Annotated in this window: 16 protein-coding genes; 7 read left to right on the forward strand and 9 right to left on the reverse strand. The window is 45.8% G+C overall.

The window, feature by feature from the left end:
- The first annotated feature begins 268 nt into the window (after nucleotides 1–268).
- A complete protein-coding gene (gene tpx, locus Q5H80_RS14065) occupies nucleotides 269–766 on the forward strand; it encodes a thiol peroxidase (protein WP_304565867.1) in 498 nt (165 codons plus the stop codon).
- A gap of 130 nt (nucleotides 767–896) precedes the next feature.
- On the opposite strand, the gene uvrD is transcribed toward tpx, so the two are convergent.
- Nucleotides 897–3,071, reverse strand: coding sequence for a DNA helicase II (gene uvrD / locus Q5H80_RS14070; protein WP_102454340.1), 2,175 nt, complete (start codon nucleotides 3,069–3,071; stop codon nucleotides 897–899).
- 263 nt (nucleotides 3,072–3,334) lie between these two features.
- Between uvrD and Q5H80_RS14075 the strand changes: the two genes are divergently transcribed.
- The 4 genes from Q5H80_RS14075 (at nucleotide 3,335) to Q5H80_RS14090 (ending at nucleotide 5,744) form a co-directional block, all read left to right on the forward strand.
- The gene (locus tag Q5H80_RS14075; protein ID WP_304565871.1) at nucleotides 3,335–3,595 is read left to right on the forward strand and encodes a DUF2282 domain-containing protein; all 261 of its coding nucleotides are present in this window, start codon (nucleotides 3,335–3,337) and stop codon (nucleotides 3,593–3,595) included.
- A gap of 64 nt (nucleotides 3,596–3,659) precedes the next feature.
- On the forward strand, nucleotides 3,660–4,520 hold the full coding sequence (locus Q5H80_RS14080; protein WP_304565873.1) for a DUF692 domain-containing protein: 861 nt from the start codon (nucleotides 3,660–3,662) through the stop codon (nucleotides 4,518–4,520).
- Complete coding sequence (locus tag Q5H80_RS14085; RefSeq protein WP_304565874.1) at nucleotides 4,517–5,284, forward strand: DNA-binding domain-containing protein; 768 nt, start codon at nucleotides 4,517–4,519, stop codon at nucleotides 5,282–5,284. The genes Q5H80_RS14080 and Q5H80_RS14085 overlap by 4 nt, the downstream gene beginning before the upstream one ends.
- A gap of 1 nt (nucleotide 5,285) precedes the next feature.
- Nucleotides 5,286–5,744, forward strand: coding sequence for a DoxX family protein (locus Q5H80_RS14090; protein WP_102421329.1), 459 nt, complete (start codon nucleotides 5,286–5,288; stop codon nucleotides 5,742–5,744).
- An 87-nt stretch (nucleotides 5,745–5,831) separates the two neighbouring features.
- Here the strand turns inward: Q5H80_RS14090 and Q5H80_RS14095 are convergent, their stop codons facing one another.
- Both Q5H80_RS14095 and Q5H80_RS14100 read right to left on the reverse strand, forming a co-directional pair.
- The gene (locus Q5H80_RS14095) at nucleotides 5,832–6,113 is read right to left on the reverse strand and encodes a hypothetical protein (RefSeq protein WP_016787602.1); all 282 of its coding nucleotides are present in this window, start codon (nucleotides 6,111–6,113) and stop codon (nucleotides 5,832–5,834) included.
- A 102-nt stretch (nucleotides 6,114–6,215) separates the two neighbouring features.
- A complete protein-coding gene (locus Q5H80_RS14100) occupies nucleotides 6,216–7,415 on the reverse strand; it encodes a multidrug effflux MFS transporter (RefSeq protein ID WP_304565881.1) in 1,200 nt (399 codons plus the stop codon).
- A 101-nt stretch (nucleotides 7,416–7,516) separates the two neighbouring features.
- On the opposite strand from Q5H80_RS14100, the gene Q5H80_RS14105 reads away from it, so the two are divergent.
- Nucleotides 7,517–8,458 carry a LysR family transcriptional regulator gene (locus Q5H80_RS14105; protein ID WP_304565884.1) on the forward strand — a complete coding sequence of 314 codons (942 nt, stop codon included), beginning with the start codon at nucleotides 7,517–7,519 and terminating at the stop codon, nucleotides 8,456–8,458.
- A gap of 122 nt (nucleotides 8,459–8,580) precedes the next feature.
- Nucleotides 8,581–10,371 carry an aminopeptidase P family protein gene (locus tag Q5H80_RS14110; RefSeq protein WP_304565886.1) on the forward strand — a complete coding sequence of 597 codons (1,791 nt, stop codon included), beginning with the start codon at nucleotides 8,581–8,583 and terminating at the stop codon, nucleotides 10,369–10,371.
- Between the two features lie 120 nt (nucleotides 10,372–10,491).
- On the opposite strand, the gene thiH is transcribed toward Q5H80_RS14110, so the two are convergent.
- Genes thiH through thiC form a run of 6 tightly spaced genes read right to left on the reverse strand, consistent with a single transcriptional unit; the run spans nucleotide 10,492 to nucleotide 16,598 of the window.
- Nucleotides 10,492–11,604 carry a 2-iminoacetate synthase ThiH gene (gene thiH / locus Q5H80_RS14115; protein ID WP_304565888.1) on the reverse strand — a complete coding sequence of 371 codons (1,113 nt, stop codon included), beginning with the start codon at nucleotides 11,602–11,604 and terminating at the stop codon, nucleotides 10,492–10,494.
- A gap of 7 nt (nucleotides 11,605–11,611) precedes the next feature.
- Nucleotides 11,612–12,376, reverse strand: a complete 765-nt coding sequence (locus Q5H80_RS14120; protein WP_304565890.1) for a thiazole synthase — start codon at nucleotides 12,374–12,376, stop codon at nucleotides 11,612–11,614.
- A gap of 2 nt (nucleotides 12,377–12,378) precedes the next feature.
- Complete coding sequence (gene thiS, locus Q5H80_RS14125) at nucleotides 12,379–12,588, reverse strand: sulfur carrier protein ThiS (RefSeq protein WP_019820040.1); 210 nt, start codon at nucleotides 12,586–12,588, stop codon at nucleotides 12,379–12,381.
- A complete protein-coding gene (locus Q5H80_RS14130; protein ID WP_304565896.1) occupies nucleotides 12,585–13,367 on the reverse strand; it encodes a HesA/MoeB/ThiF family protein in 783 nt (260 codons plus the stop codon). The genes thiS and Q5H80_RS14130 overlap by 4 nt, the downstream gene beginning before the upstream one ends.
- Complete coding sequence (locus tag Q5H80_RS14135) at nucleotides 13,357–14,649, reverse strand: thiamine phosphate synthase (RefSeq protein ID WP_304565897.1); 1,293 nt, start codon at nucleotides 14,647–14,649, stop codon at nucleotides 13,357–13,359. The genes Q5H80_RS14130 and Q5H80_RS14135 overlap by 11 nt, the downstream gene beginning before the upstream one ends.
- On the reverse strand, nucleotides 14,649–16,598 hold the full coding sequence (gene thiC, locus Q5H80_RS14140; protein ID WP_304565898.1) for a phosphomethylpyrimidine synthase ThiC: 1,950 nt from the start codon (nucleotides 16,596–16,598) through the stop codon (nucleotides 14,649–14,651). Before thiC ends, Q5H80_RS14135 begins: the two co-directional genes overlap by 1 nt.
- Nucleotides 16,599–16,647: the final 49 nt, after the last annotated feature.

Below are 16,647 nucleotides of genomic sequence, written 5' to 3' on the forward strand. Positions count from 1 at the left end.
GATTTGATGCATGGAGCACACTTAGTAGCCGGATTGCTGCGAGTAAGACTATAGACCCCGATGAGCGCAAGCTCTCGGGGTTTTTCTTTATCTATATCTCAATCAATTACTTCCAACTAACCTTTCCGTTTCACCTACCTACCGAAAATCGAATACGTCTAATTATATTTCTGACATTTAAAGCATTCACTTCTTGATCACTTCAGAGTAATGTAAGCCACACTAGGCTCAACTAGTTTCATAACCATAATTAAACTAAGGATAATTCATGTCACACGTTACCTTCAAAGGCGCTGCTGTACCTCTAACTGGCACATTCCCACAAACGGGTGAGAAGTCACCAAGCTTTGCACTGACTGCTGGCGATCTTTCTGAGCTGACTCTTGCTTCTCTTGAAGGCAAGAAAGTGGTTCTAAACATCTTCCCAAGTATTGATACTGCGACTTGTGCAACAAGCGTACGTACGTTCAATGCCAAAGCAGCAGAGCTTGAGAACACGGTTGTTGTTTGTGTTTCTGCTGACTTGCCGTTTGCTGCTGGTCGCTTCTGCGAACTAGAAGGCATTGAAGGCGTTCAACACGCTTCGACTTTCCGTTCTCCAGCGTTCGCATCAGACTACGGCGTGGCGATTGCTGAGGGCCCACTAGCAAGCCTAACAACACGTGCGGTTGTATGTGTTGATGAAAACGGTGTGGTAACTCACAGCGAGTTGGTTGCAGAGATCACTGAAGAACCAAACTACGAAGCAGCACTTGCAGCACTGTAGGTCTCGCTTATAAGCAGAAATGTCTTCAGCTTGTATTAACCTAAATTAGGACGGTACAGAGCAATAAAAAAGAGCAGCCATCGGCTGCTCTTTTTTATCATGAATGGTTGTTAGTTTCTAAAGTAGCAGATTAAAGCTGTTCTAAACGAGCGTAAGCCGTTACTAACCACTTGATGCCTTCACCGTTAAACGCGACTTGAACTCGACTCTGTGGACCACTTCCTTCGAAGTTAATGATGGTGCCTTCACCAAACTTAGGATGCTTCACGCGAGAACCTAAGCTAAAGCCCGTTTCATTGAAGTTCTCTTTCACAGCTGTTTGGCTAAAACGGCCACTGCTTGCAGGACGGCTCACTTGTGCTTTCATACGAACTTCATCCAGACATGTCTCTGGTAGTTCACGAATAAAGCGTGATGGTTTGTGGTATTTGTCCTGACCGTACAAGCGACGCATCTCAGCGTATGTGATGTAAAGCTTCTCCATCGCACGAGTCATGCCTACGTAACACAAACGACGCTCTTCTTCTAAACGCCCCGCTTCTTCTGCCGACATCTGGCTTGGGAACATACCTTCTTCTACACCCACCATAAATACCATCGGGAACTCCAGGCCTTTGGCACTGTGCAGAGTCATTAACTGAACCGCATCATCAAACTCATCAGCCTGACCTTCACCCGCTTCCAAAGCCGCATGAGTTAAGAACGCCGTTAGCATGCTCATTTCATCTGCTTCTTCTGGTTTTTCAAACTGACGCGTTGCCGTTACCAATTCTTCCAAGTTCTCAATACGTGCCTTCGACTTCTCGCCTTTCTCTTGCTCGTACATCGCAAACAAGCCAGACGATTTAATCACGTGGTCGGTTTGCTCATGAAGTCTCAGTTCAATGGTGTCATCTTCAAGTGCATTGATAAGCTCGATAAAGCGGCTCAATGCACCCGCAGCACGACCGGGTAGCACTTGCTCTTCTATCAAAGCAACACTGGCTTCCCACATGGTTGCCCCACGATCACGCGCCGCAAGGCGAATCGTTTCTAAGGTTTTATCCCCTAATCCACGAGTGGGTGTATTGACGACACGTTCAAATGCCGCATCGTTGCTGCGGTTACTCATTAAGCGCAGGTAGCTCAAGGCATCTCTGATTTCCTGACGCTCGAAGAATCGCATGCCCCCGTAGATGCGGTAAGGCAGACCACCTTGGATAAGCGCTTCTTCCAGAACACGAGATTGGGCGTTATTACGATAAAGCATCGCGGTATCTTCTAGCGCACCGCCTTTCTCTTGCCACTCTTTGATTTTGCTAACCGTGAAACGCGCTTCATCTAACTCGTTATAAGCCGAGTAAACAGAGATTGGCTCGCCATCGTTGCCATCGGTCCACAATTCTTTACCCATACGTTCGGTGTTGTTCGAGATAAGCTCGTTCGACGCCTGAAGAATGGTTTTGGTTGAACGGTAATTTTGTTCGAGTCGAACCGTTGACGCTCCTGGGAATTCGTCCAAGAACTTCTGAATGTTTTCGATTTTCGCGCCACGCCAGCCATAAATAGATTGGTCATCATCACCCACGATCATCACGCGACAATCTGGGCCTGCCATCATACGTAGCCAAGCGTATTGGATGTTGTTGGTATCTTGAAATTCGTCGACAAGAATATGCTTAAAGCGAGCTTGGTAATGCTCACGAATGTGTTTCTTATCGCGCAGCAGTTCATGTGATCTTAATAAAATTTCTGCAAAATCGACCAAGCCAGCACGGTCACATGCCTCTTGATAAGCAGAGTAGATCTTTAACCACGTTTGAGTTATTGGATCATGGTAGGCGTCAATGTGACTTGGGCGTAGTCCCTCGTCTTTCTTGCCATTTATCCACCAAGAAGCTTGCTTGGCAGGCCACTGTTTTTCATCAAGGTTTTGCGCCTTGATTAAGCGGCGTAGCAAACGAACCTGATCATCTGAATCAATGATCTGGAAATCTTCTGGCAGTTTTGCATCTAGGTAGTGAGCACGAAGGATGCGGTGACAGATACCATGGAAGGTGCCGTTCCACATGCCTGACGAGCTGCCCATCATCAGCTCTTCAATACGACCACGCATCTCTGCTGCCGCTTTGTTGGTGAAGGTAACCGACATAATAGAGAACGGTGATGCTTGCTCTACACTTTGCAGCCAAGCGATACGATGCACCAATACTCGCGTTTTACCACTGCCTGCACCTGCCAGAATAAGTAGGTTTTCTAAAGGTGCCGCGACCGCCTCACGTTGTTTATCGTTTAGGCCATCGAGTAAAAGCGAAGGATCTATCATTGGATATGCTCACTACTGGGTATTTATACATAAAAGTTGATTATAACCTAAACACTAGGCTGCGTTTAGGATAATAAGAAGAAAAAACAATCAAAATTTAACATCATAAATTCAACAACTTAAACGCTAAAACATCACTAATATTGATATTTTTTATAATGCTGTGAAATTATTTCCTAGTTATTCCTATCCTTTTTAGTAAGCAAGTTAACAACTCATTAACCTGCGATGTATAAATAATATTAAGTCTAGAGGGAATGACTATGAAAAATTCTAATCTTGCTGTTACAGCTGCAATCACAAGTGTACTCGCGTTTGGCGGTGCAGTTCTTACATCAGCACCTGCGGAAGCAGCAGCAAAAGAAAAATGCTACGGCGTGGCAAAAGCTGGCCAAAATGATTGTGCAACCAAAACAAGCTCATGTGCGGGTACAGCAAAAGAAGACAACCAATCAGATGCATTCGTGGTCGTTCCTAAAGGGCTATGTGGCAAATTAGCGGGTGGTAGTACTCAATCATCGTAATTGACGCACTAAGTATGGTGAGCTGACATTCAGCTCACCTCCACTTCCGATTAGGAGAATCGTTGTGACTCAAACTCTTCACCCCAACGCAGGGATTGGTCTTAGAGCACCGCACTTGGACTTCTTTAGCCAAAACCTAGCTTTAGTGAGTTGGTTAGAGGTGCACAGCGAGAACTACTTTTTAGCTCAATCACCGCAACGCCAACAACTGAGAGAGATTCGTAGTGCACACAACATCAGCTGTCACGGTGTTGGATTGTCGCTAGGTTCTGTTGATCGCATCAATCAACATCATCTCGTACAGTTAAAAGAACTCATTGATGATATCGAACCCTTCTTGGTTTCTGACCATCTCAGCTGGAGTCAGACCGGCGGTCATTACTTCAATGACTTGCTGCCGCTGCCTTATACCGAAGAGGCGTTAGAAGTCTTTTGCCGCAATGTCATCGAGGTGCAAGACAGCCTGCAACGCTCTATGCTGATTGAGAACCCATCGAGCTACCTTGCTTTCAAGCATTCAACGATCCCAGAGTGGGAATTTTTGGCCGAGGTACAGAAGCGCACCGAGTGTCGACTATTACTCGATTTCAATAATATTTTTGTCTCATCTTTTAATCATGGCTTCAGCTGTGAAGAATACTTAAGCGGAATTCCTGCGGACAAGGTGGAAGAAATTCACTTGGCAGGTTTTACCAAAAAGAAGCTTGAACAAGGTGAGATCTGGATAGACACCCACAGTAAACCTGTCTGTGATGAAGTGTGGCAACTCTACACTGACTGGATAGCACAACATGGTTTGCGCCATACCTTGATTGAGTGGGATCTAGATATCCCAGAACCACAAGTCTTATTGGCTGAAGCAACCAAAGCCAGTGATGTCTTGTATCAACACGACAAGTTCAACCAAAGGAGTCGCGCATCATGAGCCACTCCCTAGCAGATGTTCAATCAGAGTTTGCGAACGCATTACGCTATCAAAACAATGGTGAGCATTGCGACATAGTGAGCGACCATTTTACTGATGAACAGCGAATCCAGATTTACCGTGATAACTTTGTGATTAGCTTGAGCGAAGTACTGGCAGCAACCTATCCACTCACTGAAATGCTGGTTGGTGAAGAGTGCTTCCAACAGATGGCTCGTCAACATGTCTTGAGTTATCCATCAACCTCTGGTGATGTCAGCGGTTATGGGGAACATTTTGAACAGACTATCCAAGCCTTTCCTGCCGTTATTGAGGCTGCACCTTATCTCGCTGAAGTGGCTTTGTATGAATGGCAAAAAGATAGCTTAGTAAGATGTGTTTCAGAATCACATGTCGACCAACGCCCCCTTTCTTGTTTAGCTGATGTGCCACAAGAGAAGCAAGGCGCTTTAGTCTTTCATCTCAAGGGTTCAATAACGTTAGTCAATTCTAGCTATACGATGATCGCACTTGAGCAAGCCATCTATCAGCAACAACTCGACGGGTTAGACATCAACCAACCTGAATTTGGGGTGTTAATCCGAGCTGAGAATTCACGGGTTGAGAGTCATTGCTTGACAGAAGAATGCCACCAACTATTAACCGAATTGCAATCGGGTCAAGCGCTCGCTGAAATTGACCCTTCACTACTACAACACCTGAATACTGTCATAGCGCTTAATGTCATCTCAGGTTTTTCAATCGATGCCGAATTGGAGACATAATATGGATAACAACACAGTCACGAACATGATGGCTCAATACGACAATTTGATTGAGAAATCACAGGCACTTTTTGTTCCTGTCCTACTTCTGTTTTGCCGCCTATGGGTGGCGTGGGTCTTCTTTAACTCTGGGCTCACCAAGATAGCAACTTGGGATAGCACCCTTTACTTGTTTGAGTTGGAATACCAAGTCCCACTGTTACCTTGGGAGTTAGCGGCCTATATGGGGACTGCCGCTGAATTGATTCTACCGGTGTTCTTAGCTCTTGGTTTATTAACACGACCTATGGCTGCAGTACTGTTCGTTTTCAATATCATGGCCGTCGTGTCATACCCTGTATTGTGGGCGCAAGGCTTCTACGATCATCAGCTTTGGGGATTAATGATTCTTATCGTCGTTGTATGGGGCGCTGGACCATTTTCATTGGATAGAATCTTGAAAGCGCAGTTTAGAAGTTAAACCTCTTTTCAACAGAGTCTAAATTTACACAATCCCAAAACGCAAAAAACCACTCAAATGAGTGGTTTCTTTTTAACTGGTGAAAAACTACTTGCTCAGAAAAGCTTGTAATTCTTCAGCAGAAATACCTTGCTCGGCTAGCTCTTTTGCTAGTAGCTGAACTTGTTCACCTTTACGAGATTCAACCACGCGTTGAAATTGGTAAATGATATCTCGCAAAGTATCAATTGGAACTTGTTTTGCCGCACTGCGAATACGCTCTTCACTTTGGTTTCCTAGCTCTTTAAGCAATTTACCAAACATGACCTTTTCAGGTGCATCTTCCATTTGTTCTAAGATGCGCGCCATTTCGTAGGTTGTTAATGACATTACAGTATTTTCCGTTGGGGACTAACGTTTCAATGAGTGACAAATATACCATGTTTTAACGTTTCGCAAACCGCCATTTGTATATTTTGTCACCCTTGAGACTTATGCCTTAGCAAACGTCGTGTGCCACGACTTACCCGCTTTGCTCGCAAGCACTAACAAGGCAGGAACAATAAGGAACATTTGCAGCGCAATCATCACTTGAGACGTTAAATCAAGACGTTGCATCGTACCAACAAGCAGTCCAGAACCGCTCATTTGGAACAAGCCAAGCAACGCAGCTGCGGTACCCGCACGGTCACCAAAAGGTTCAAGTGCCTTACCGGCTGCGGCACCAAGAATCCAAGCGAAGCCAACTGAAGATAGGAAAATCGGCAGCATGAATGCGATCGCGCTAGCATGCTCAGCAAGCACCAACATAACCACACCCGCTAAGCCAAGCGTTGAAATACCGACAACCAATGCTTTGTAAGTACCAAAACGGTCCATGAACTTCGGTGCCGTGAATGCAGCCGTGATGTTGATAACCGCGTTGATACCAAACCAGAACGTAAACTCATTCATCGTCAAACCTAGGTTTTCCATCAGCACAACAGGTGCAGAGGTAACGTAAGCAAGAATGACCGCCATCGCCATCAGACACAAAGTTGCGTGGAAAAGGAATGATGGTGTTTTCAATACCGACCAGTAACGCTCAAGTTTGAACACCGCGACCTTTTCTGTCGCTGGATTAGACTCTTTCATTTGGAAAAACAAAATGGTGCCAACCACGACAGCAAACACAGCCATGAAACTGAAGTTCGAGCGCCAGCCAAACTGTTGAGTCAACCACGCACCAAGAATCGGTGCCAGTGCAGGAATAAAGCAAATTGCACCATTGAGGTAACTGATCATACGGCCACTTTTCTCAGGGCCAAATAGATCGCGAACCGTTGCAAAGGCTGCTACAGAAGTCGCACAAGCTCCTAAGCCTTGTAGCAGCCGAGCTATTAGCATCATATCAATCGATTGAGCTGCCCACGCCAAGCAAGCACTCAATGCATAGATACTAACACCTCCCAATGCAACGGTTCGACGTCCTAACTTATCAGCCAAAGGGCCTGCAAATAATTGCCCGACGCCCATAGCAAATAAAAACCAGGTAATCGTATCTTGTGCTAGTGCGTGTTCCACGTGAAACGCTGTCGAAATTTGTGGCAGAGCTGGAAGATAAATATCTATAGCCAAAGGGCTAAATAGAACCAGCATTGCCAATAAAGCAACCTGCAGTTTACTAGGGGTTGGAAGCGCGTTAGAAGGCACAAGATTCTCCGAATGAGTTAATTTAGGTGCATGATAACCAACTAAAGATATGAACAAAAATGGCATATACTCATTAGCATTATTCCAAATAGGAAACTCACATGAATATCGAAAAACTATCACGCCTCGACCTCAATCTATTGGTTTGCTTGCAGGTGCTGATGGAAGAGCTGAGTGTCACTCGCACCGCACACCGATTATGCTTGAGCCAATCGGCTGTGAGTAAGTCGCTAGCCAAGCTACGTGAGCAATTTAATGACCCCCTTTTTACGCGAAGTGCTCATGGCCTACGACCAACACCTAAGGCTTTATTTCTAAAGCCTCGATTAGAAACGCTGATCAATCAACTTGATGTGCTTACCCAACCAGAGACGTTCATTCCCAACAACAGCGACCACAGTTTTCATATTGCGGCTGTTGAGAGTGTTTACCCGCTGATTCTTCCCCACTTCTTACCGGCTATATTTCGACAAGCCCCTAAGGTGAATATCAATACCCATGCTTGGACGGAGCAAACCTTTAAGAAATTGCAGCTTGGTGAACTAGATATCGGACTCACGGGTAAAGATATCGACATCAACGATGCGCGCCTGACTATGCTGCCACCAGATGATATTTGCGAACAAGAGATCTACCGTGATGCACAGATGTGTGTGTTAAGACGCAACCACCCAGCTCTGAACGGTAAATGGGATCTGGAAACCTACCTTGCACAACGTCATGTACAAGTAAGATGTGATGGTAACGATCGCTGGCTGCTCGACTACAAACTGGCTGATCTTGGTCATCAGCGTGATATCGCTATTTCTGTTCCAGACTTCAATAGTGCAGCAAGCTTGTGTACCTACACCGACTTTGTGTTTACCGCACCAAGTCATTTTACTTACCTCGTCGCCAAGCAACTCGACTTAGTGGTTGTCCCTTTACCAATGGAATTCCCACCGATGGCATACACTCTGTTTTGGCACCGTGACAGAGAAAATGACCCAGCCTTAACTTGGCTGCGAGATATCATCAAAGAAAAAACTCTGCACCTTAGATAAAAATGGCGTACAGCGTTTGCAGCAAACGAACAAAAGCGCTAGCTTATTGACCTAATAAGTCCCCTCACATGTATATCGACGGTGAGTGTTAACAAGGACCCTAACAATAAGGATAAACACAGATGCACAATATCACTGCTGAACGCGTTGCTGCGGTTCGAGCTTGGCTTGAAACAAACAACCTAGATGCCGTTATCATTCCACACGAAGACGAATACCTAGGTGAATACGTTCCAGCTCATAACGAGCGACTTCACTGGTTAACAGGTTTCACTGGTTCTGCCGGTGCCGCAGTTATCACTCGTGAAACTGCTGCTATTTTTGTTGATGGTCGCTACACCGTTCAGGTTCGTAAGCAAGTACCAGCAGAGTTATTTGAGTATCGCCACCTTATTGAAGAACCGGCTTTAGATTGGATCATTAATTCATTGCCACAAGGCAGTAAGGTTGCCTTCGACCCACGCATGCACACCGCAGCTTGGTTGAAAGGCGCACAAGCAAAACTGGCAGAGAAAGTTGAGCTAACAACACTCTCTTCTAATCCAATGGATGAGCTTTGGTCTAATCGCCCTGAGCCTGTGGTATCCGGTGTTCGCCTAATGGCAACAGACGCCGTTGGTCAATCAAGCGAGAACAAGCGTGCCGAGATTGCTGGCTTACTAAAAGCAAAAGGTGCGGACGCCGCTATCCTTACCGAGCTTGACTCAATATGTTGGTTGCTTAACATTCGTGGTTTGGACGTATCCCGTCTACCTGTTGTGTTATCCAACGCGATCATTCACGCCGATGAAAGCGTCGATTTCTTCCTAGACCCAGCACGTATCCCAACAGGCTTTGAAGCACACGTTGGTAATGGTATTCGAGTTTCTCACCCATCAGAGCTTGAAGCGCGCCTTCAATCATTAGAAAGCAAAAATGTATCTGTCGATTCAGGCACAAGCAATGCTTGGTACACGCTTGTTCTACAAAACGCTGGCGCACATATCATTGAAGCAGCAGATCCATGCTTAATGCCAAAAGCCGCGAAGAACGCAACTGAGATCGCAGGTATGAAAGCGTGTCACATTCGTGATGGTGTTGCGATGGCCAAGTTCTTGTCTTGGATTGATGCTGAAGTAGCGCAAGGTAACCTACACAACGAAGCGGTATTGGCTGACAAAGTACAATCATTCCGCGAGCAAGACCCAACGCTAATGGACCTAAGTTTTGACACGATTTCAGCAGCAGGCGGCAACGCAGCAATGTGTCACTACAACCACGAGAACCAACCTGAACCAGGTCAGTTAGAGATGAATACTCTGTACCTAGTCGATTCAGGCGGTCAGTATTTAGATGGCACGACCGACATCACTCGTACTATCGCAATTGGCCAGCCAAGCGACGAAATGATCCAGCAGTTCACGCTAGCGCTTAAAGGTCACATCGGTATCGCGCGAGCACGTTTCCCACAGGGTACTCGTGGTTTCCAACTTGATATCCTAGCTCGCCAACACTTATGGGCAGAAGGCTTCGACTACGACCACGGTACTGGTCACGGTGTTGGTCATTTCCTAAGTGTTCATGAAGGTCCGCAAAGCATCTCTAAGAAGCTAATCGACGTACCTCTTGTTGAAGGCATGGTGTTATCAAACGAGCCGGGTTACTACCGTGCAGATGAATTTGGAATCCGTATCGAAAACCTAGAGCTGGTGGTTGAGCTGCCAACTCAAGGTGATTTCTCTGTACTAACCTTTGAGTCGCTAACACGTTGCCCTATCGATAAGCGCAACATCAATGTTGATTTGCTAACACGACCTGAACTGGCGTGGCTGAACGACTACCATCAGAAAGTTTGGAACGACGTTAGCCCATTGGTTGAAGGTGATACATTGGAATGGTTACGCCAATCAACAACTCCACTTGCTCATGCTTAATGCTTAATGCTTCGCTAATTCAAACTTAATGAAAGGAAAACGGCTACCTTTAGGTAGCCGTTTTTGTTTGTCAGTTTCACATCATTGATGTTTCACGTGGAACATCAGCCAATATGCAGGTTAACCAGAGTAAGCGCTGTGCCAGTCTCGCCACACCGGGTCGAACCCGCGTTGACGAATCATAGCCTCAACATCAGCTGCACTTCTCTCATCACTTATCTCAAACTGCTCAAGCTCTTCTTCACCGGAAGCATAACCGCCAGGTTGGGTTTTAGAAGCCGCCGACATACTCGTGATACCCAAAGGCAGCACGTTATCGCGGAACGTTGCTGACTCACGAGTCGAAAGAGACAACTCAACCTCAGGATTTAATAGTCGATAAGCACAGATAAGTTGAACTAGCTGTTTGTCACTCATGATCGACTTAGGTTGTAAGCCTCCCTCACAAGGACGAAGACGTGGGAAAGAAATCGAGTAACGCGTTTGCCAATACGTACGTTCAAGGTAGTCTAAATGAGCTGCAACGAAGAAGCAGTCCGTTCGCCAATCTTCCAGGCCAATCAAAGCACCAATACCTATCTTATCAATACCCGCTTTTGCCAAACGATCTGGCGTTTCGAGCCGGTATTCAAAATCCATTTTGTTGCCACGCAAGTGGTGCTCAGCGTAGGTACTTGGGCTATATGTTTCTTGGTAAACCATCACAGCATCTAAGCCAAGCGTTTTGAGCTCGGCGTAGTCGTCTTGATCAAGCGGCTGCACTTCCATCGCAAGATAGTTAAATTGCGCTTTGATATTCGGTAGCACCTCACGGAAGTATTTCATTCCAACCTTAGTTTCGTGTTCGCCGGTCACCAACAATACACTATCGAATTTCATCTTTTTGATGGCCGCGCTTTCGGCATCAATTTCATCCAAGGTTAGTGTGCGACGCTTAATGCGGTTCTCCATTGAGAAGCCACAATAGGTACACGCATTCGCACACAAGTTCGATAAGTACAAAGGAATATACAGCGACATCGTATTACCGAACCGCTTACGTGTTAGTGCCAACGATCGTTGTGCCATCTGCTCTAAGTAAGGTTCTGCAGCCGGAGAAATTAAAGCCTTAAAATCTTCTAAGTCACGTTTGGGTTTACTCAGAGCACGTTCAACATCCGTTGCAGTCTTGCTGAAGATAGACATACCAATGTCATCCCAGTTGAGCTGTTTAAATCGATCAACAAACGTCATAGCACTACTACTCGTCTAGGAATGAGGTGAGCGGGCTTGAAGCAACCGCGTGAGATACCTGACCTGCTAGCCCAGCAAGGTAAGCCATTCGACCAGCTTCAACTGCCAGCTTAAAGGCAATCGCCATATCAACAGGCTGTTGAGAAGCAGCAATCGCAGTATTAACTAGAACAGCGTCCGCGCCCATTTCCATTGCACGAGCAGCATGTGATGGTGCACCAATGCCAGCATCAACAATCACAGGAACGTTCGCTTGGTCGATAATGATCTCTAGGAAGTCTGCTGACGCGATTCCCTTATTAGAACCAATCGGAGCACCTAATGGCATCACAGCGGCGCAGCCTACCTCTTCTAAGCGTTTACACAAAACAGGGTCGGCGTGGCAATAAGGCAACACAACAAAGCCATCTTTCACTAGTTGCTCAGCAGCATTAAGTGTCTCGATTGGGTCTGGCATCAAGTACTTTGGATCTGGGTGAATCTCAAGCTTTAGCCAGTTAGTACCTAATGCTTCACGAGCCAAGTGTGCGGCGAAAATTGCATCCTTAGCGTTCTTCGCACCAGAGGTATTCGGAAGTAGATTAACGCCAGCATCAATAATTGGCTGTAAAATATCATCTTGCTCAGAACGAATATCGACTCTCTTTAGTGCCATGGTTGCCAGTTGAGAACCGGAAGCTTCAATAGCACTCGCCATCAAATGCTTGTTTGCAAACTTGCCGGTTCCCGTGAACAGACGTGATTGAAACGTTTTATCTGCGATGATTAACATGGTTAGCCCCCTGCAATAGCTTGGAAAAGAGAGATGGAATCGCCTTCGTTGACGATGGTTTGTTGCCATTGGCTGCGTGGTACAACAGCGTTATTGATAGCAAACACACAGCCTAAATCAGGTAGCGATAGTGCTTGGATGATGTCTGAAAGAGACGATGATTGCGCGACCTGCTCTGGTTGCTCGTTTATAGAAATAGTTATGTGGCTCATTGTGCTTCTTCTTGTAGGTGTTGGATCGCAGTTGTATTGCAAACCGGACATTCGCTATCTTGCGTGACCATTAGGTTTTGCCAGTTCATGGTCTGGCCATCGAACAGTTTTAACTGATGCGTTGCGACTTTAAACTCGCCACCGCTAATACGCTGAATAGCAGCAAGAGCTTGGAGGTTACCTATCGTTCCAACCACTGGACCAATAATGCCGCTATCACTACAACGCGTTGTTTGTGGATGATGTTCAAACGGGAAAAGACAGTGATAACACCCCTGCCGGTTCTGATAATCAAAGACAATAAATTGACCTCTCCAGCCGATTGCAGAACCCGATATCAAAGGTGTATTAGCTTTGAAACAAGCTCGGTTAACCTGCTGGCGTGACGCGAAATTGTCAGTACAATCCAATACGAGATCAGCCAACATGACTTCTAATTTAAGTTGGCTTTCACTCATTCGTTGATTGATAGTTCTTACTTGGCCTCGACCATTAAGCTCATTCAGTTGTTGTTTGAGTGCTTCGACCTTAGGTAAACCTAATTGGCTTTCCTTAAACGCTACCTGTCTCTGCAGGTTGGACGAATCAACACAGTCATCATCGACCAACACGATTCTTCCAACACCAGAAGCTGCGAGATAGAGAGAAGCCGCATTACCTAAACCACCGCAACCCATCACCAACACATGGCTGTTTAACAGGTTTCGTTGCCCTTGCTCACCAACCTCAGGTAGTGCAATTTGTCGTTGGTAACGGATGAACTCAAAGTCACTCAGCATAGCTAGGCTCCCGCATAACCTCTTTACTAGTCATTGAAGACCTAGGAGCCATCAGCTTATCGAAGAATTCGATCACTTTCTGTGGGTCTTCCGCTAATGTAATTGCGCGTACAACCGCTAAGCTCGATACACCACAATCCCAAACCTGCGCAGCTGTCGATTGGTCAATACCGCCAATAGCCACCGTCGGATAACCAACAAGCTTTTCTGTGTATGGGATGGTATCAATTAGCTGTTGGTACAGAGATAAACGCACCAAACCTTGAGGCTTCGATGGCATCTGTTTCGTCGTGGTCGGAAATATATGGCCTAGTGCAATGTAGCTTGGATTGATTTGGACGATGCGTAGCAACTCATAATAACCATGAGTCGATAGACCAATCTTAATACCCGCTTGGCTCAGTTGGGAAAGGTTTGATTCTTCAATATCCTCTTGCCCAAGATGTACACCAAAAGCACCATGCTTGAGCGCAAGCTGCCAGTAATCGTTAATAAAAACCTGAGCGTTATGTTCTCGACCAAGTTCGATTGCTCGTGCGACTTGTTGTTCCAAATCTGCTTGCTTAGGGTTCTTAATACGCAGTTGAACTGTATTAATTCCAAGCTTGAGCAACCTTTCTATCCACGCAACATCATCAACTACTGGGTATAAACCGAGGCTATTTTTGCTCAACTCAGGGAAGGAAAGTGATGTCCCTTGGTTAGCCCAACCAACGCTTATATTCAGTCGTTCATCTTCAAGGATGGGGATAGGAAAGTCTTGATAATGTGCTGGCCATGTTCCACGTGAAACATTCGATGTAGCGCGAGCCAAGACCAATGCGTCTTCCCATGGAAACTCTAACGCCAATAATGTAAGTAACCAAGCGAAGTGACCACGACTATCTAACTCTTGATGAGCTGCAGTTTCGTTCTTGATAACACGATTAGCACCTAAGTGTGACCAGATATCTAACACAGCTGAATCATCGGAGACTCCGATATAGACGGTGTTCGAAGCTTGAGCCAAAGCAGCACAAACATCGGTCAACGCGGCTGAATTACTGTAATCAACAACATGGTTCAGTTCCGCTAACTGACACTCTGCTAAGGAATCAACATCATCAACAAAGCCAATAGATGGTGCCTGTTGAGCATCAACGATAGAGAAGTATCGAGTTGGGCTAACACCCAACTCAACTGCATCAGTTGCTAAACCTTGTCGTTTAGCAACCAATAGACAGTTTTGAACCTCTCCCGTTAACTCGATGTATTGAGATGGGATGAGAATCTTCACTGTCATTATTCCTCTAGTTGAGCTTCTTTTGCGCCTATTGCAGGGTGATAAAGTTCAGAGCCAGTATCACGGAACTCTTGTGATTTTTGACGCATTCCCTCCAACGGGTTATCTAGCATCTTAATCTCAATAGCCTGATCAGCGGCTACTTGTTCTGTGTCTTTCGCGTACTCTCGAACTTCTTGAGAAATCTTCATCGAGCAGAACTTAGGACCACACATAGAGCAGAAGTGAGCAACCTTGCCCGACTCTTGTGGCAAGGTTTCATCGTGGAAAGAACGTGCTGTTTCCGGATCTAAAGCTAGATTAAATTGGTCTTCCCAACGGAATTCGAAACGCGCTTTAGATAATGCATTATCTCGAATTTGTGCGCCCGGGTGCCCTTTTGCCAAGTCTGCAGCATGTGCTGCCAGCTTGTAAGTAATCAAGCCAGTCTTCACATCTTCTTTGTTTGGCAAGCCTAAATGCTCTTTAGGAGTTACATAACAAAGCATCGCACAGCCGTACCAACCGATCATGGCTGCACCAATACCAGAGGTAATATGGTCATAACCCGGCGCAATATCTGTAGTCAGTGGACCTAAAGTATAGAAAGGCGCTTCATGGCAGTGCTCTAACTGCTCGTCCATGTTCTCTTTAATAAGATGCATAGGTACATGTCCAGGGCCTTCAATGATCACCTGAACGTCATATTCCCAAGCCACTTTAGTCAACTCACCTAGAGTGCGTAACTCCGAGAATTGAGCCTCATCGTTAGCATCTGCAATAGAGCCTGGACGCAAGCCATCACCTAGTGAAAGAGCAACATCATACTTCGCACAGATCTCACAGATCTCGCGGAAATGTGTGTATAGGAAGCTTTCCTGATGATGTGCAAGACACCATTTCGCGATAATAGATCCACCACGAGAGACAATGCCAGTCACACGTTTAGCCGTCATAGGTACGTAACGAAGCAGCAAACCTGCGTGGATAGTGAAGTAATCAACACCCTGCTCAGCTTGTTCAATCAAGGTATCGCGCATCACTTCCCAGTTTAGGTCTTCTGCAACGCCATTCACTTTTTCAAGCGCTTGATACATAGGAACCGTACCAATAGGCACAGGGCTGTTACGCAGGATCCATTCACGAGTCTCGTGGATATTACGTCCAGTAGAAAGGTCCATTACGGTGTCGCCACCCCAGCGGGTTGACCATACTAACTTCTCAACTTCTTCTTCAATTGAAGAGCTTACTGAAGAGTTACCGATATTGGCGTTCACTTTCACTAAGAAGTTTCTACCAATAATCATAGGTTCTGATTCTGGGTGGTTGATGTTTGAAGGGATAATAGCTCGACCTTCAGCAACCTCTTTACGCACGAACTCAGGGGTGATTTCTTTAGGTAGGTTGGCGCCAAAGTTATGGCCAGGGTGTTGGTGATTAAGTTGTTCGTCAGCAAACTTCTGACGTCCCATGTTCTCACGTATCGCAATATACTCCATCTCAGGAGTGATAATACCCTGACGAGCATAATGCAGTTGAGTTACACATTGGTCGCCAGTAGCACGACGAATTCTAGGCAGGTTTCCGTAACGAAGGTCGTCTAGGGTTTCATCTTCTAAACGTTCTTTGGTGTAAACAGAGCTTACATCATCGAGCAATTCCGTATCGCCACGCTCTTCAATCCATTGCTCTCGCAACTTAGGAAGGCCGCTATAAAGGTCTATTTCATGCGTAGGATCGGTATAAACACCGGAGGTATCGTAGACATGAATAGGCTCATTAGATTCGAATACAGGCTCTTTTTTGGTGCCACCGACAAGGCTATCTGCGAGTGATATTTCTCGCACAGGGACTTGGATATCTTCTCGAGATCCTTGGATGTAAGCTTTTTTTGAATTTGGATAAGGTTGTACGGATAAAGAATCAATGAAATTCTTCGCTTCCAGTCTTGCTTGTTTACGACTCGACATAGCATTTTTCCTTGGCTTTTAGCCATTATTTATAGGGATAAAAATGCTT

Origin of the sequence: Vibrio sp. SNU_ST1 (assembly GCF_030563405.1) — a bacterium.
GTDB lineage: Bacteria > Pseudomonadota > Gammaproteobacteria > Enterobacterales > Vibrionaceae > Vibrio.

What these genes read in the sequence shown, in the direction of transcription:
- tpx (WP_304565867.1), top strand. Translation starts at nt 269, where the DNA reads ATGTCACACGTTACCTTCAAAGGCGCTGCTGTACCTCTAACTGGCACA.
- uvrD (WP_102454340.1), bottom strand. Translation starts at nt 3,071, where the DNA reads ATGATAGATCCTTCGCTTTTACTCGATGGCCTAAACGATAAACAACGT.
- Q5H80_RS14075 (WP_304565871.1), top strand. Translation starts at nt 3,335, where the DNA reads ATGAAAAATTCTAATCTTGCTGTTACAGCTGCAATCACAAGTGTACTC.
- Q5H80_RS14085 (WP_304565874.1), top strand. Translation starts at nt 4,517, where the DNA reads ATGAGCCACTCCCTAGCAGATGTTCAATCAGAGTTTGCGAACGCATTA.
- Q5H80_RS14090 (WP_102421329.1), top strand. Translation starts at nt 5,286, where the DNA reads ATGGATAACAACACAGTCACGAACATGATGGCTCAATACGACAATTTG.
- Q5H80_RS14095 (WP_016787602.1), bottom strand. Translation starts at nt 6,113, where the DNA reads ATGTCATTAACAACCTACGAAATGGCGCGCATCTTAGAACAAATGGAA.
- Q5H80_RS14105 (WP_304565884.1), top strand. Translation starts at nt 7,517, where the DNA reads ATGAATATCGAAAAACTATCACGCCTCGACCTCAATCTATTGGTTTGC.
- Q5H80_RS14110 (WP_304565886.1), top strand. Translation starts at nt 8,581, where the DNA reads ATGCACAATATCACTGCTGAACGCGTTGCTGCGGTTCGAGCTTGGCTT.
- thiH (WP_304565888.1), bottom strand. Translation starts at nt 11,604, where the DNA reads ATGACGTTTGTTGATCGATTTAAACAGCTCAACTGGGATGACATTGGT.
- Q5H80_RS14120 (WP_304565890.1), bottom strand. Translation starts at nt 12,376, where the DNA reads ATGTTAATCATCGCAGATAAAACGTTTCAATCACGTCTGTTCACGGGA.
- thiS (WP_019820040.1), bottom strand. Translation starts at nt 12,588, where the DNA reads ATGAGCCACATAACTATTTCTATAAACGAGCAACCAGAGCAGGTCGCG.
- Q5H80_RS14130 (WP_304565896.1), bottom strand. Translation starts at nt 13,367, where the DNA reads ATGCTGAGTGACTTTGAGTTCATCCGTTACCAACGACAAATTGCACTA.
- Q5H80_RS14135 (WP_304565897.1), bottom strand. Translation starts at nt 14,649, where the DNA reads ATGACAGTGAAGATTCTCATCCCATCTCAATACATCGAGTTAACGGGA.
- thiC (WP_304565898.1), bottom strand. Translation starts at nt 16,598, where the DNA reads ATGTCGAGTCGTAAACAAGCAAGACTGGAAGCGAAGAATTTCATTGAT.